A 16,449-nucleotide genomic window follows, 5' to 3' on the forward strand; every position below is an offset into this window, starting at 1 on the left:
GTTTTATAATTTTGTAAACACAAATAACATTTATAAAAATTCAAACAATAAACCCTGGAGTTTTCTCAAATAGAAGAATTCCTGTAAATCAGGTAATGACAATATTAAAAAAGAATGGTATCAAGAAAACCGTAGCAAAGTCAAAAAAAACACTTAATTTCCTGTATGCATTTACTAAATTATATTCAAAAACAAGATGCTCAAATATATCAAAGTTGATTTCACCCCACAATGGGATATCGACCTCAAATTATTGGTTTTTATTATCTATTTTGTTGTTTTTTTAAGCGATTTTAACGGATCAAAAATTTAGAAGCAGTAAAAAACCATACAAATACCCACATAACTAATTAAAACAAAAAAAGGAGACAATCAAAATTGATTATCCCCTTAAGTGACCCCGGAGGGGTTCGAACCCCCAACCCTCAGAGCCGAAATCTGATATTCTATCCAGTTGAACTACGAGGTCAATATTCTTGAAATTTCAATTTTTAAATTCCAAATTCCAATTGTAAAAGTTTGGAATTTGGAATTTTTTTATTGGAATTTTAAACTAAAAGTTTCTTCACAATTGCAGAAATGGTTTTTCCTTCAGCAGTTCCGCCTAATTGAGCAGAAGCTAATCCCATAACTTTACCCATTGAAGCAATTCCAGAAGCTCCAGTTTCAGCAATGATTTTTGCTACAACTGCTTCTACTTCTTCTTCGCTTAATTGAGCTGGCAGGAATTTCTCGATTACAGCAACCTGAGCCAATTCTGGTTCAGCTAAATCAGGACGATTTTGTTCTGTAAAAATTCTGGCGCTTTCTTTACGGGTTTTAACTAGTCTTTGAAGTAATTTAACTTCATCGTCTTCTGTTAATTCTTCTTTAGAACCTGAAGCGGTTGCAGCCAATAACATTTCAGATTTAATAGCTCTTAATGCTTCTAATGCAACGGTATCTTTTGCTCTCATGGCGGTTTTAATCTCGTCCATGATTAATGTTTGTAAACTCATTTTATATTTTATTTTAATAAGCCCAAGACTTATATATTGATATGATTATTTGAAATTATTCTCGACTTCACTCAACGCGACAATAAGATTCACTTTAAAAGTCTATTAAAGAAGTCAAATTTTAAAATTCTGTGCGAAGATAAAAAAAATAACCCGAAAATTAAATCCAATTTTCGGGTTATCCTAATATTATGAATGTAAAATTAATCTACGTTATCGTGCAAAAATGAATTGTTTGAACGCAATTGTAAATCGTTATTACTGTCAGTACCAACAGATATTCTTGAATTGGTTGTATTAGACTGATTATTTGAAAGATCGATGCCTAATCTTTTGTAAGCAGGCTCTTTTTCAAGTTCATCAATTCTTGAAACATTATTATGGAATTTATAATTAAATTCTTTCAGTTTCTTTCTTCTTTCTTCTGCTCTCAAACGTAATGTTTCTTCAATAGTTAATTCCATCGGAGAAACATTTGAAGTTGTTGAATAATCCGCTTCCTGAGCAAAATCAACCTTCGGTTTCAACTGAATATTCAATTCTGCCGGAACAACATCTTCAACCACTTTTTCAACTGGTTTTGATGCCATTAAATTGTCCTCAACCTCCATATATTCTTCAAGAGAATATTTGATAACTCCATTTTCAGCAACTTCTGTTACCGGTACGAATTGTACAGGATCGTTAACTTTGATATTACGTGTTTCGTTTGATAATTCGAACAAGATTTTAGTCTCCTCAACAACCGGTTCTTTTTTCACTTCCGGTTCAGATCTGAAAAGAGGCAAATCAAAAGAGAAAGTAGTTTGTTCTTCTCTTTCAAAAGTTCTTTGCTGAACTGGTTTTACTTCCTGAGCAATTTCTGCAGCAGGAGATGAAATAGTAAAATCGATATCTGTAATTGGAGAAACGATTTCAAAAGTCACATCAAGATTTTTGATAAACTCTGACATCACCACTAATTCTTCCTGATTGATAGTTGGAGCAACTGCAACTGGAGCAACAGGAGTTGGAACTAAAGGATTATGAGTATTTGCAAAAGGCTCATCTTCCATTAATTCAAAAACAACTTTTTCCTCTGATTTCGCAGTAGGTGTTTCAGCATTTAAATCAAAAGATGTAACCGATTTATTCGTTAAATTATGAACACTTCTTTGCTCATCTTCTAACGTATGAATGATTTTTTTAGGTTCTGTATTTACAATTTCATTTTGTTGTTCAACATCAAAACCAGTTGCAATAATAGTTACAGCAATAGCCTCACCAAGAGTTTCGTCTTCACCAACCCCCATGATAATATTTGCGTTGTAACCTGCTTCTGCCTGAATGTGATCGTTGATTTCTCCAATTTCGTCAAGCGTAATTTCGTTAGATCCAGAAACGATAAGCAACAATACGTTTTTGGCTCCTGTAATTTTGTTGTCATTTAACAACGGAGAATCCAATGCTGAAACAATAGCTTCTTTTGCTCTGTTTTCACCAGTAGCTACAGAAGATCCCATGATGGCAGTTCCACTGTTTGACAAAACAGTTTTTGCATCACGTAAATCGATATTTTGAGTATAGTGGTGCGTAATTACTTCGGCAATACCTCTTGAGGCTGTTGCCAAAACTTCATCCGCTTTAGAGAATCCGGCTTTAAAACCAAGATTTCCGTATACTTCTCTTAATTTATTATTATTGATTACGATTAACGAATCGACTTGTTTACGTAATTTTTCGATTCCCAAAAGCGCTTGTTCTTGACGAACTTTACCCTCAAACTGAAATGGAATTGTTACGATACCAACCGTTAAAATCTCTCTTTCTTTGGCTAATTGTGCAATTACCGGAGCTGCGCCCGTACCTGTTCCACCACCCATACCAGCGGTAATAAATACCATCTTAGTACCACGGTCTAACATTTTTTCGATGTCAGCGATACTTTCGATAGCAGATTGTTGTCCTACATCAGGATTTGCTCCCGCTCCAAGACCTTCAGTTAAGTTCATCCCTAACTGGATTTTGTTTGGTACAGCACTATTTTGAAGTGCTTGCGAATCTGTATTACAAACGATAAAATCTACCCCTTTAATACCTTGTTTAAACATGTGGTTGATTGCGTTACTTCCGCCTCCACCTACACCTATTACCTTGATTACATTTGATTGGTTTTTTGGTAAATCAAATGAAATACTTCCAAATTCTGAGTTGCTCATCATCTTTTTGGTTTTGAAATTCTTATTAAATACATTTTTTACTTCTTGACTTGGGGCCAATAGTAATCCTTTTCGTCTATTATTATTTTATTCTGCGTTGTCTAAAAAATCTTTGATTTTATCGACATAGCGATCAAAAAATGACCTTCTAATTTTTGTTTCGGTAGATTCCTCTTTAGCCACATTATTTCTAACTTCTCTTGACTGTTCGATAGTTTCTACTCTTTCAACGTAGTTTTCTTCCACTTCGTATCGTTGTTGAACTGGCTGTTGTTGCTGTGGCGGAACATTTCTGTACACCACTTTTGGCTGTTCGTTAACCAACTCCATTCTAACAGCACTTTGTGTACTATTTTCAATGCTGTTCATTACCAAACCAACTGCAGTTGCGAACAACGGGCTAGAAATTTCTTCACTTGAATTCCCTGCTAAATGTTCGTTTGGATATCCAATTCTGGTATCCATTCCGGTTATGTACTCTACTAATTGCTTAATGTGTTTTAGTTGAGCTCCACCACCTGTAAGAACGATTCCGGCAATTAATTTTTTACGAGGATCTTCGTGTCCGTAAGCTTTAATTTCAGCAAAAACCTGCTCAATAATTTCCACCACTCGGGCATGGATAATTTTAGATAAGTTTTTAAGCGAAATCTCTTTTGGCTCTCTTCCTCTTAATCCCGGAATAGAAACAATTTCGTTATCTTTATTTTCTCCCGGCCAAGCCGATCCGAATTTTATTTTTAAAAGCTCTGCCTGTTTTTCAATAATCGAACATCCTTCTTTAATATCTTCTGTAATTACGTTTCCTCCGAAAGGAATTACAGCAGTATGACGAATGATTCCATCTTTAAAAATGGCTAAATCTGTTGTTCCACCACCAATATCGATTAATGCAACACCAGCTTCTTTTTCTTCCTGACTCAAAACTGCATCTGCAGAAGCTAAAGGCTCTAATGTCAATCCTGACAATTCGATTCCTGAACTCTGAATACATCTTCCAACATTTCTAATGGATGAAGCCTGTCCTACTACTACGTGAAAACTAGATTCCAGTCTTCCGCCGTACATTCCGATTGGCTCTTTAATTTCAGATTGTCCGTCGATTTTAAATTCTTGCGGCAAAACGTGAATGATTTCTTCTCCCGGTAACATCGCCAGTTTATTAACCTGGTCAATCAAAAGCTGAATATCTTTTTCGCCAATCACCTCCTCCGGATTACTACGGCTGATGTAATCTGTATGCTGAATACTTCTAATGTGCTGTCCGGCAATACCCACAACAACATCTTTGATTTTGTAACCTGAATTATTTTCCGCCTCCAAGATAGCTTGTTGAATTGATTGGATGGTTTGCGTAATGTTGTTTACAACTCCTCTGGCAACTCCCAAACTTTTGGATTTACCAATACCCAAGATTTCCAACTTTCCATACTCGTTCTTCTTGCCTATCATGGCAACTATTTTGGTTGTTCCAATATCTAGACCTACTGCAATGTTATCTTTTTCCATTTTCTATTATTTTGTGCAAACTACTTGTTCCGTAAACCTCAGGTCAATCTTATTGTATTTATATAACGAACTATCTAAAACTGCTTTTTGAAAAAAGGCTTTATAGTTTCTAAATTTTTTATCAACATTCATCGTTCTGCCAAAATCGATGAAGTAATCATAATTTCGATTAAACATTTTTAAGCTGCCATTGGGCATAATTTGTATTGCAATGATGTTTTTTTTCAAAAACGCATCGTCATAAATTGTGCGAAATAAAGCAGCTAAATCTTCGTTATTTTTTTTATTTATTGCCCCTGAAACAAGAGGAACCCGCGCCGTAAAATTGTCTGACAAAGGCATTTTATTTCCCTCATAGTCAATATAAAAAGAGTTATCACCATCATAAACTCTCGCTATTGGTGTCTTCTGTTTTACTATCGCTTTTAGAACTCCATCAATACTTACAAAAACATCCGACTTCTCAATCATGTCTTGTGTATCAAGGTTTTTTTCTATCTTATTCAAATCTAACTCATCTTTTCGGATAGTTGAAGCATCTCTTTTATTTTCTATTAACAATTTATTAACCGATTCCGGCTTCACAAACAAAGTGTTTTCTCCTACAAAAACAACCATAGATTTCTTCAGTTTTCGATCTCCATTTCGATGCTGAGCGAACGAATACAAAAAAAGTACAAGCCCAAAAATGAGAATTAATCGAATATTTGCCCAATTAAATATTTTCATTTAGCATTTTTTTGATTGACGGAACCATTTCACCAACATCACCAGCTCCTATTGTCACAATTATTGGCGCATCACTGGCTTTGATCTCCGCTAATAAATCACTTTTTGCAACAATTTTCTTGTTCGAATTTGTCATTTTTCCCAACAGCCATTCTGATGTAATTCCTTCCATCGGTAATTCGCGTGCCGGATAAATATCCATTAAAAATACTTCATCAAATTGAGATAAACTTTCTGCAAATCCATCAGCAAAATCTCTTGTGCGGCTGAATAAATGCGGCTGAAAAATCGCCAGCACTTTACGTCCCGGATAAAGCTCGGTAACCGCTTGATGTACAGCATTTATTTCTGTTGGATGATGTGCATAATCATCTATATAAACTAAATTTTCAGTTTTAATCTGATAAGAAAAACGTCTTCTTATCCCATTGAATGAAGCAATGGCTTTTGCAATTGACGCGGTCGGGGTGCCGTAAGTTTTCGCCATCGCAATAGCCATTAATCCATTCATTAAATTATGTTTTCCAGGCAATCCAAAATGCAAATCTTTCATTACTTCTGATGGCGTCTGCACATCAAAAACATAACTTCCATTTTCAATTCGGACATTAAATGCCTTATATACAGCGTCTTCATTTATCGCACATTGAACTCCTTCAAGAGGTAATTCTTTGGTTATAAAGAGATTATTTTTATCTTCAACTTTAGAAGCAAATTCTACAAACGAAGCTTCAATAGCATCGCTTGTTCCATAAATATCTAAATGATCTGCATCCATAGAAGTGATGCAGGCGATATTTGGATGCAAATGCAGGAATGAACGATCAAATTCATCAGCCTCAACCACAGTTACCGTTTTTCCGGTTCCAATTAAATTTGAATTATAATTCTCTACAATTCCGCCCACAAAAGCAGTAACATCTGCTCCGCTTTCATATAAAATATGACCCAGAATACTTGACGTTGTTGTTTTACCATGCGTTCCGGCAACTGCGAAACTAAAAGTGTCTTTTGTTATAATCCCTAAAACTTCAGCACGCTTTTTAATTTCAAAATTTCTTTCAATAAAATAATTCCATTCTGAATGTGATTTTGGAACTGCTGGTGTAAAAATCACCAGTGTATTCTCTACAAAATAATCACTAGGAATCAAATTAATATTATCTTCAAAATGAATATCAATTCCGCTTTCAATCAATTCACTAGTCAGCATCGAAGGTGTTTTATCGTAACCTGAAACCTGTTTCCCGATATATTTGAAATAGCGGGCCAGAGCACTCATTCCGATGCCTCCAATACCAATAAAATAAACGTTTTGTATTTGATTTAAATTCATTTTATTTTCTGCTTTAAGCATTAAGCTTTAGGCTGTAGACCTCTAAACTTTATGACTTTTAAATTTTTAATTGCTTCCTAATTCTTTAACTATTCTGTCTATTTATTTTGTAATAAACTAATAACTAAACCTTTGTATTTTAATGTTTTTTAGGAATCAAAAATCCTAAAATAGCGTTCTCTTTTTAATCTGCTGTTGTATAATTTTAGCCAAAACTTATATTATAACAACTTAATAATCTCATCAACAATCACTTTTGTTGCATTTGGCATAGCAAGCTTTTTAATGTTAGCACTTAATTGCTGCTGCTTGCCCTGATCTTTTAGCAAGGCTTCAAAAACGATACTAAACTGACTGTCTAATTCTGATTCTTTCAATAGAATAGCACCTTTTGCATCTACTATGGCTTGTGCGTTTTTTGTCTGATGATCTTCGGCCACATTTGGTGACGGAATAAAAATTACTGGTTTACCAACAATGCATAATTCCGAAACTGATGATGCACCCGCACGTGAGATTATCACATCTGAGGCAGCGTATACAAAATCCATTCTTTCAATGAAATCAACGACTCTAACATTTTGTTGATTGTATTTTTTGTAATCTTCAAAATATAATTTTCCACATTGCCAAATAATCTGAACATCCTGTGAAAGTATACTGTGTAATTCTTTTTCAATTAATTGATTGACTCTTCTCGCTCCTAAACTTCCGCCTAAAACCAAAAGCGTTTTTTTATTCGGATCTAAACCATAGAAAGCAATCGCTTCATCACGTTTACTTTCAATGTCGATCAAATCCTGACGAACTGGATTTCCGGTTAAAACAATTTTTTCTTTTGGGAAAAAACGCTCCAGATTTCCGTATGCTACACAAATCGCATTTGCTTTTTTACTCAACAATTTATTCGTAATTCCTGGAAATGAATTTTGCTCCTGAATCACAGTTGGGATTCCTGCCTGACCTGCGGCTTGTAACAAAGGTCCGCTGGCAAAACCGCCTGTTCCTATAACTACATTTGGTTTGAATTGTCCGATGATTCTTCTCGATTCTAGTAAACTTGTTGCTAATTTTAGTGGAAACATCAAGTTTTGCAACGTTAATTTTCTTTGTAAACCGGCAATCCAAAGTCCTTTTATTTCGTACCCTGCCTGAGGCACTTTTTGCATTTCCATTTTGTCCTGTGCACCCACAAAAAGGAATTCAGCATCAGGAAATTGTAATTTTAATTCATTCGCAATAGCAATCGCAGGATAGATATGTCCTCCTGTACCGCCACCGCTTAATATGAATTTATAATTTGTCATCTTTAAAAAATTTTACTCTTTAAAAACTATACTGTTCTTAACTTATTTATTTAAAACTGCATTCATTGGATTTCTCGAATTATCCTCAATTGAATACATCAATCCTTCTTCTTCGTGTATTTCATCCGCAGGCAAATCTTCTTCTGCTAATTCTTTATCAATTAATCTTTGAAGCGCTTCTTTTCTTTTTAGTTTCTCCTCTTTTTCTTCAGCGATTTCCTCTTCTTTTTTGGTAACACTAATGATAATTCCAAGTCCTAAACAGGTCATCCAAATGGAACTACCCCCACTACTTATCAGCGGAAGCGTTTGTCCTGTTACCGGCAATAATTCGACTGCAACTGCCATATTGATCATCGCCTGAAATATCATCGGAAAACCGAGCCCGACGACGACTAACTTCCCAAATAATGTATTTGCTTTATGAGAAGCGATTACAAATCGGAACAGCAGCAATAAATACAAAACCAATATTGAAACTCCTCCAACAAGACCATATTCTTCAACGATAATGGCATAAATAAAGTCGGAAGACGATTGCGGTAAAAAGTTCTTCTGAACACTTTTTCCAGGTCCTAAACCTCCAAATCTTCCGGAGGCGATTGCAATTTTAGCTTTTTCAATTTGGTAATCATCTTCATCAGGTTTGTCTGTGGTAAAGTTCAAAATACGGCTTTCCCATGTTGACACCCTGCTAAAAAATCTTGAATCCGGAAAAGCTTTAGCTACTAAAAGGAAGAATGCCAGCATTGCAATTCCTGAACCAATAATAAAACCAATATATTTTAATGGATATTTACCAATAAATGTCAGCATCACTACCATTGCAAAAATCAACGCTGTGGTCGAGAAGTTCGCTGGCAAAATAAGTGCCAATGTGATAAAAACCGGCAACCAAAGCTGTATCAATGAAACCTGAAAAGGTTCGTTTTCCTCTTTCTTTTTAGACAAATAACGCGCTACGAAAATAAACAGAACGATAGCAGCTAATGTCGAAGTCTGAAATGTAATTCCGATAAACGGCACCTGAATCCAACGACTTGCGTTTGCTCCGGCAATTACAGTTCCTTTCAATAATGTGTAAAGCAATAAAAACCAAACAATTGGCAATGCAATTTTCGAAATCGCCCTGAAATAATGATACGGCACTTTGTGTACCCAGTAAATAATTAGGAAGCCGATGCAAATATGCGCTAAGTGTTTTACCAAATAACCCAAGGTATTTCCGGTTCCATGACCAATGTAAGCCAAATTACTACTTGCACTAAAAACAGGCATAAACGAAAACAGCGCTAATAAAGCCACGAATGACCATATTACTCTATCTCCTTTTAGTTTGTTTACTAGCTCTTTCATAATCTTTAATTTGTTTCAAGTTTCTTTTGTTTCAGGTTTCAGGTTCCTACTAACGTGAAACCTGAAACTTGAAACTATTTTCCTACAAGTTATGGACTGCTTGTTTGAATTGTTTTCCTCTGTCTTCATAGTTTTCAAATAAATCGAAACTTGCGCAGGCTGGAGACAATAAAACGGCATCACCTTTTTCTGTTAATCTTTGTGCTGTTTTTACAGCGTCACTCATGTTGTTTACTTCAACCATGATATCAACTACGTTGCCAAAAGCTTCAATAATTTTACGATTATCGATTCCTAAACAAATAATTGCTTTTACTTTTTCACGAACTAATGACATCAATTCGTTGTAATCATTTCCTTTATCAACACCACCAACAATCCAAACTGTTGGAACATTCATACTGTCTAAAGCAAAGAATGTAGCATTTACATTTGTTGCTTTTGAATCATTGATATATTGAACATTCTGAATTTTTAATACTTTCTCTAAACGGTGTTCTACACCTTGAAAATTTGATAAACTTTCGCGAATTGTTGCATTTCTAATTTGCATCAACTTCGCTACAGAGCTTGCTGCCATTGCGTTTTTCATGTTATGTTTTCCTTCTAACGCAATGTATTCTGTTTCCATTGTAAACTCTTCTTGGTTGATCTTTATTTCCATTTTGTTGTTATTTATAGAAGCTCCTTCGTCAAAACTCTTTGTCAGTGAAAAAGGAATTAATTTTGCTTTTGTTGTGTTATTTTTTAACCATTCTGCAATCGCCTCATCATCTGCATCGTAAATAAGATAATCGCTTTCGGATTGATTCATTGTTATTCTGAACTTTGAATCGATATACTTTTGATATTTATACTCGTATCGGTCTAAGTGATCTGGACTAATATTCGTAATTATGGCAATATCCGGCCGGTATTCTATAATGCCATCAAGCTGAAAACTACTTAACTCAAGCACATAAGCATCGAATTTATTTTCGGCAACCTGCCAGGCAAAACTTTTTCCGATGTTTCCTCCTAAACCTACATTCAAACCCGCCGATTTTAACAAATGAAATGTCAGCATTGTTGTTGTTGTCTTACCATTACTTCCGGTAATTCCAACTGTAAGTGCTTCTGTAAAAGGTTTTGCAAATTCAATTTCCGAAATCACTTTTACGCCTGCTTCAATCAACTTTTTTACGATGGGAGATTTTTCAGGAATTCCCGGACTTTTCATTACCACATCGGCATTTAAAATCAGGTCTTCAGTATGCTGTTCCTCTTCCCAGGCAATTTTATTAATGATAAGAACTTCTTTATAACTCTCTTTTATTTTTCCAAAATCCGATACAAAAACATCGTATCCTTTTTTCTTCCCGAGAATAGCAGTACCTACACCACTTTCTCCTCCTCCTAAAACTACTAACCTCATACTTTATAAATTAAAAATTGAGAATTAAAAATTAAAAATCTAATACACGAGGCTTTTAATTGCATCACTTTTTCCCTTTTAAGGTTATTATAATTTTCGCTAATATTTTACATATTTCTTCTGCTTCACTATGAATACTTTCAAATTCATTAGCAGAAATATAATCTGTTGCTTTCAATATTTTCAACCAGTAAATCGTTTCTCTCGCTTCTTTATATGAAATCTCAAGCTTAAACAAAAACTCTTTATCTGATCTTCCACCTATTGATTCTTCAATATTTGCTCCTATTGAAGTTCCTGATCTTAAAAGTTGTTTACTTAAAACAAATTCTTTTTTGAATTAGTTAGATATTTATACAAATTGACTACTCTAATTGCAAAGAGAAATGACTTCTCTTGAATAACATTCTCCTTCATCTACCCGAACACACTATTTTTAATTTTTAATTGAAAATTTTTAATTAAAACTCTATCTTAATTTTAAAGTAACGATTGATAATATGGCTAACATAATGGCAACAATCCAGAATCGGGTAACAATTTTACTTTCATGATATCCTTTTTTCTGATAATGATGATGCAGTGGCGACATAAGGAAAATTCTTCGTCCTTCTCCGTATCTCTTTTTAGTAAATTTGAAATAACTCACTTGCAAAACCACTGAGAAATTCTCTACCAAAAAGATTCCACACAATAACGGAATCAATAATTCTTTACGAACGGCAATCGCTAAAACTGCGATGATTCCACCAATTGTCAAACTTCCTGTATCTCCCATAAAGACTGATGCCGGATAGGAGTTGTACCAAAGGAATCCAATTAAAGCTCCAACAAAAGCGGATATAAAGACCGTCATTTCTCCCGAATTTGGGATATACATAATATTCAAATAATTAGAGAAAATAATATTCCCCGAAACGAATGTAAATATTCCGAGTGCGAGCACGGAAACTGCAGAAGTTCCGGCCGCGAGACCGTCAATTCCGTCAGTTAAATTTGCTCCGTTTGAAACCGCTGTGATAATAAAAATGACTACTGGAATAAAAATCAACCAAGCCCATTTTTCATATCCTTCACCTGTCCACGCTAAAAGTTCAGCATAATCGAACTCATTATTTTTTACAAAAGGAATTGTTGTTGCTGTAGATTTTTCTTCTACCGGAGCAGGTAAAACTACAGTTGTATTAGTTCCAGTTTTATAAATATCAGTTCTTCCGGTATCAGTTCTAACCGTCACCGCAGGATTGAAATAAAGAACCGCACCAACAATTACCCCTAAACCAATCTGACCAATAACTTTAAAAATTCCTTTTAAACCTGCTTTATCTTTTTTGAATATTTTAATATAATCATCGATAAAACCAATTGTCCCCATCCAAAGTGTGGTTACAATAAGCAAAACGATATAAATATTATGCAAACGAGCAAATAACAAAACCGGTACAAGTGTCGCAAAAATGATAATCAGCCCCCCCATTGTTGGCGTTCCTGCTTTTTCATTTTGACCTTTAAGACCTAACTCACGAACAGTTTCACCAACTTGCTGATTTCTCAAAAAGTTAATAATTCTTTTTCCGTAAATCGTCGACAAAAGCAACGAAAGCATCAATGCTAAAGCCGATCTAAAAGTGATGTACTGAAAAACTCCCGTTCCCGGAACATCTAATGTTTTGTCTAAATATTCAAATAAATAGTATAGCATATATCTTTTATTTTAAATTCCAATTTTTAAATCTCAAATTCCAACATCTAAATTGGAATTTGGAATTTCCTTTTTGTTATTTCCCGAGTTGTTCTAAAATTTCTTTTACAGTTTCCATATCGTCAAAATGATGACGAACGCCATTTACTTCCTGATAGGTTTCATGTCCCTTTCCTGCTATTAAAATGATATCATTTGGCTGAGCTAATTGACAAGCTGTTTTAATAGCCTGTTTTCTGTCGGTAATTCTCAACATTTTTTTAAAATTGTGAGCTTCAACACCTTTTTCCATTTCATCTAAAATCACTTCCGGATCTTCGTTTCTTGGATTATCAGAGGTTAAAATCGCTTTGTCACTAAGATCTGAAGCAATTTTAGCCATTATTGGTCTTTTTGTTTTATCTCTGTTTCCGCCACAACCCACAACTGTAAGCAATTGCTCATTTTTAGTACGAATGTCATCGATTGTTTTTAAAACATTATCTAATGCATCCGGCGTATGTGCGTAATCTACAATCGCAGTAATGTTTCCCCCTGAAACAATATACTGGAAACGACCCGAAACACTTTCTAAATCAGACAGTAAGCGTAACGCTTCAAGACTATCCATTCCCAATTCGATCGCAGTTCCATAAATAGCCAAAACATTGTAAGCATTAAAAGTTCCAATTAGTTTTACCCAAACTTCATTGTCGTTTACTTTTAATAATAATCCGGACAATTGGCTTTCTAATATTGTTGCTTTAAAATCTGCATAAGATTTTAAGGCATACGTGAATTTTCTCGCAACCGTATTTTGAAGCATTACCGTTCCGTTTTTATCGTCGATGTTTGATAAAGCGAAAGCTGTTTTTGGCAATGAATCAAAAAATGATTTTTTCACATCTCTATATTCTGCGAAAGTTGGATGATAATCCAAATGATCGTGCGAAAGATTGGTAAAAATCCCACCCACAAAATGCAAAGCTTCTGTTCTTTTTTGATGAATTCCATGAGAACTCACTTCCATAAAACAGTGCGTTACCCCAGCTTCAATCATTTCATTTAAATAATAATTGATCGTAATCGAATCTGGCGTCGTATGTGTTGCTTTAAATTCCGTTTCATCAACCATGATTTTTACGGTTGATAATAAACCAACTTTAAAACCTGCTTTTTGAAACAATTGAAATAATAAAGATGCAATTGTTGTTTTTCCGTTTGTACCTGTAACGCCAACTAATTTTAATTTTTCAGATGGATTTCCGAAATAATTAGCAGCCATAAAAGCTAAAGCTGTATTGGTATCTTTTACCTTTATGTATGTAATTCCTTTTTCAATATTTTCTGGCAATGTATCGCAAATAACAGTAATCGCTCCTAACTGAATTGCTTTTTCGATATAATCATGTCCATCAGAAAGTGATCCGCGAATTGCAACGAAAACATCATTTGCTTCAATCTTCCTTGAATCAAAATCAATTTTGTGTATGTCGATTTCTGTCGAACCTGTTACAGATTCAATCGCTACTTTATATAATATGTCTTTCAGTATTTTCACGATAATTCTAATACTATAGTTGTATTTTTACTAATATTTTGTCCAGCCTGCAAAGACTGTTTTTTAACTTTTCCTACTCCGTTTACTTTTACTTTCAAACCTAAATTCTCCAGTAAAGCAATCGCATCCATTCCTGGCATTCCTTTTAAATCTGGAACTTGATTTGATTTTTTAGTGGCTTCAACAACATAATATTTATCGTAACTGGAATCTTGTTTTGGAATTCTTGAATCTAGTTTTTTTATAGTATTTGTTGAAGGCGCATCTGTAAATATCTTTTGGGCAATTCTTTTGAAAACCGGCCCGGCCACATCAGCTCCGTAATAATTATTTTTAGCTGTATTTGGTTTATGAACGACAACAATACAAGAATATTTAGGATGATCAGCCGGAAAATATCCCACAAAAGAAGAGGCATAATACAATGCAGACTTCCCTTCTTTTCCTCCATAATTCATCTGAGCCGTTCCTGTTTTTCCTGCCATTGAAAAATCTTTCGAATACAATTTTGAAGCTGTTCCTTTTTTAACCACATTCAACAAAACAGCTCTTAGTTTTTTAATTGTTTCTGGTGAGCAAACCCTTGGATTGATTACTTCTGTATCGAATTTTTTAATTGTTTTGTTCCATTCTTTAATTTCCGATACAAACTGCGGTTTTACCATTACGCCATTATTTGCAACCGAATTGTAAAATGCCAATGTCTGCATTGGTGTAACTGAAACTTCATATCCAAAAGCCATCCACGGAAGTGAAATTCCCGACCAATGTTTATCCCCTGGTTGTGGGATATGAGGCCTTCCTTCTCCTTTAAAATGCAATCCTAATGTTTTATCTAATCCATAACTCTTAATATGATTCACAAATCTTGATGGATTACTTTTGTAATTATCATAAACTGCCTGAACCATTACCGTATTGGAGGAAAGTTCAAAACCACGCGCTAATGAAACTTTCCCATAACCTCCTTTGTGTGAATCATTAACAGGACGCCCATAATATCTTACTTGTCCACCGTGACTATCATAAACCGTGCTTGTATCTGCTACTTTATCATCTAAAATCGCCATTAAATCCACCAATTTAAAAGTAGATCCCGGTTCATGAGATTCAGCAATTGCATAATTTGTTGTTTCGAAATATGATCCGTCTTCTGATCTTCCTAAATTCGAAATCGCTTTTACATGACCTGTTTCAGTTTCCATAACTACCACACAACCATGATCTGCTTCATAATCCTGAAGTTGCTTCAATAAAGCGTGATGTGCAATATCCTGAATAAATACATCAATTGTAGAAATCACATCGTAACCATCAATTGGATCAACTTCATTTACATCACGAATAGGTTTCCATTGTCCTTTTGCAATTTTTTGCTTTAGGATCTTACCGTCTTTCCCGTTCAGATAACTTTTAAAAGCCCATTCGATTCCTTTCCCAACTTCAACTCCCGTTGCCGGATCGATTCGGTCATAACCTATCGTTCTTTCAGCAATTTTCCCTATCGGATGTTTCCTAACTGTTTCTTGTTCAATTATAATTCCTCCTTTAAAAGCGCCTAAATTGAATAATGGGAAACCTTTAATTTTTACATATTCCGTATAACTCAAATTGCGGGCAATCAAATAATAGCGATTTTTATTGGCTCTGGCTTTTCTTAATTCCTGTTCGTAATAACCACCTGGTCTATCTAAAACAGTAGCCAGTGAATCTGACAATGCTTTTACGTGTTTCTCGAAAGTTTCCGTTTTTGGCGCTTTTGCATCAAATCTAATTTCATAATTAGGGATTGACGTTGCCAGTAAACTTCCATCAGCAGAATAAATATTTCCTTTGTTCGCCGGAATTACAAAATTTCTAACTGTACGCTGTTTTGCCAGTTTTCTATAATAATCTCCTTCAACCCATTGAATATTGGTTAATTTAACGACAATAGCAATTGCCATCACGAAGATGAAAACTGCTACGAGGTAAATTCTGTAGGATATATGTTTATCGTCTACTGCCATATTCTTTTAAAGAAACTTTTTTCTTCTTCTTTTTTAACTTCTATTTTTACCGGAGGAACTGTTGATGGAAAAATCTGTTTTTCTAACATTTTATCCGATATCGTTGACTCCATTTTTAATTTCATTAGTTCAGAACGTCGGTCTACAAATTCAGATCGCAATTCTTTTACTTCATTGTTCAGTTTTGCAATTTCAAAAACCTTTTGTTCGTATCGCTGTGTATTGGCAATCATTATAATGGCAAGTAAAATGATAAAAACAATGAATCGCCAGTTTTTTACAGCGTCATCATTTATAAGAAACCTTGCTTTTAATATGCTAAATACTCCGCCTTTCATTTTTCTACCTTAA

12 protein-coding genes, 1 tRNA gene and 1 pseudogene are annotated in these 16,449 nt (G+C 34.6%); all 14 read right to left on the reverse strand.

Going from position 1 to position 16,449, the window contains the following annotated elements:
• Positions 1-395: 395 nt before the first annotated feature.
• Positions 396-469: transfer RNA gene (locus J2X17_RS12610), tRNA-Arg, on the reverse strand.
• Positions 470-548: 79 nt separating this feature from the next.
• Positions 549-998, reverse strand: a complete 450-nt coding sequence (locus J2X17_RS12615; protein ID WP_074659845.1) for a GatB/YqeY domain-containing protein — start codon at positions 996-998, stop codon at positions 549-551.
• Between the two features lie 203 nt (positions 999-1,201).
• Entirely contained in the window at positions 1,202-3,199 is a 1,998-nt protein-coding gene (ftsZ, locus tag J2X17_RS12620; RefSeq protein WP_310298494.1) for a cell division protein FtsZ, read from the reverse strand.
• Positions 3,200-3,283: 84 nt separating this feature from the next.
• The gene (gene ftsA / locus J2X17_RS12625; RefSeq protein WP_310298497.1) at positions 3,284-4,705 is read right to left on the reverse strand and encodes a cell division protein FtsA; all 1,422 of its coding nucleotides are present in this window, start codon (positions 4,703-4,705) and stop codon (positions 3,284-3,286) included.
• Positions 4,706-4,711: 6 nt separating this feature from the next.
• Entirely contained in the window at positions 4,712-5,434 is a 723-nt protein-coding gene (locus J2X17_RS12630; RefSeq protein ID WP_310298500.1) for a cell division protein FtsQ/DivIB, read from the reverse strand.
• Positions 5,421-6,770, reverse strand: a complete 1,350-nt coding sequence (gene murC / locus J2X17_RS12635) for a UDP-N-acetylmuramate--L-alanine ligase (protein ID WP_310298503.1) — start codon at positions 6,768-6,770, stop codon at positions 5,421-5,423. Before murC ends, J2X17_RS12630 begins: the two co-directional genes overlap by 14 nt.
• A 221-nt stretch (positions 6,771-6,991) precedes the next feature.
• Complete coding sequence (gene murG, locus J2X17_RS12640; RefSeq protein WP_310298506.1) at positions 6,992-8,077, reverse strand: undecaprenyldiphospho-muramoylpentapeptide beta-N-acetylglucosaminyltransferase; 1,086 nt, start codon at positions 8,075-8,077, stop codon at positions 6,992-6,994.
• Between the two features lie 42 nt (positions 8,078-8,119).
• The gene (locus J2X17_RS12645; RefSeq protein ID WP_310298509.1) at positions 8,120-9,433 is read right to left on the reverse strand and encodes an FtsW/RodA/SpoVE family cell cycle protein; all 1,314 of its coding nucleotides are present in this window, start codon (positions 9,431-9,433) and stop codon (positions 8,120-8,122) included.
• Positions 9,434-9,515: 82 nt separating this feature from the next.
• Complete coding sequence (murD, locus tag J2X17_RS12650; RefSeq protein WP_310298512.1) at positions 9,516-10,847, reverse strand: UDP-N-acetylmuramoyl-L-alanine--D-glutamate ligase; 1,332 nt, start codon at positions 10,845-10,847, stop codon at positions 9,516-9,518.
• A 64-nt stretch (positions 10,848-10,911) separates the two neighbouring features.
• Positions 10,912-11,264: pseudogene (locus tag J2X17_RS12655) on the reverse strand (four helix bundle protein).
• Between the two features lie 52 nt (positions 11,265-11,316).
• Positions 11,317-12,549 carry a phospho-N-acetylmuramoyl-pentapeptide-transferase gene (gene mraY / locus J2X17_RS12660; RefSeq protein ID WP_310298515.1) on the reverse strand — a complete coding sequence of 411 codons (1,233 nt, stop codon included), beginning with the start codon at positions 12,547-12,549 and terminating at the stop codon, positions 11,317-11,319.
• Positions 12,550-12,625: 76 nt separating this feature from the next.
• Complete coding sequence (locus tag J2X17_RS12665; protein ID WP_310298517.1) at positions 12,626-14,089, reverse strand: UDP-N-acetylmuramoyl-L-alanyl-D-glutamate--2,6-diaminopimelate ligase; 1,464 nt, start codon at positions 14,087-14,089, stop codon at positions 12,626-12,628.
• Positions 14,086-16,098, reverse strand: a complete 2,013-nt coding sequence (locus J2X17_RS12670) for a penicillin-binding protein (RefSeq protein ID WP_310298519.1) — start codon at positions 16,096-16,098, stop codon at positions 14,086-14,088. Before J2X17_RS12670 ends, J2X17_RS12665 begins: the two co-directional genes overlap by 4 nt.
• Positions 16,089-16,436, reverse strand: coding sequence for an FtsL-like putative cell division protein (locus tag J2X17_RS12675; RefSeq protein WP_209576056.1), 348 nt, complete (start codon positions 16,434-16,436; stop codon positions 16,089-16,091). The genes J2X17_RS12670 and J2X17_RS12675 overlap by 10 nt, the downstream gene beginning before the upstream one ends.
• Positions 16,437-16,449: the final 13 nt, after the last annotated feature.

The sequence above is a fragment of the Flavobacterium aquidurense genome (assembly GCF_031458035.1).
Classification (GTDB): Bacteria; Bacteroidota; Bacteroidia; order Flavobacteriales; family Flavobacteriaceae; genus Flavobacterium; species Flavobacterium aquidurense_C.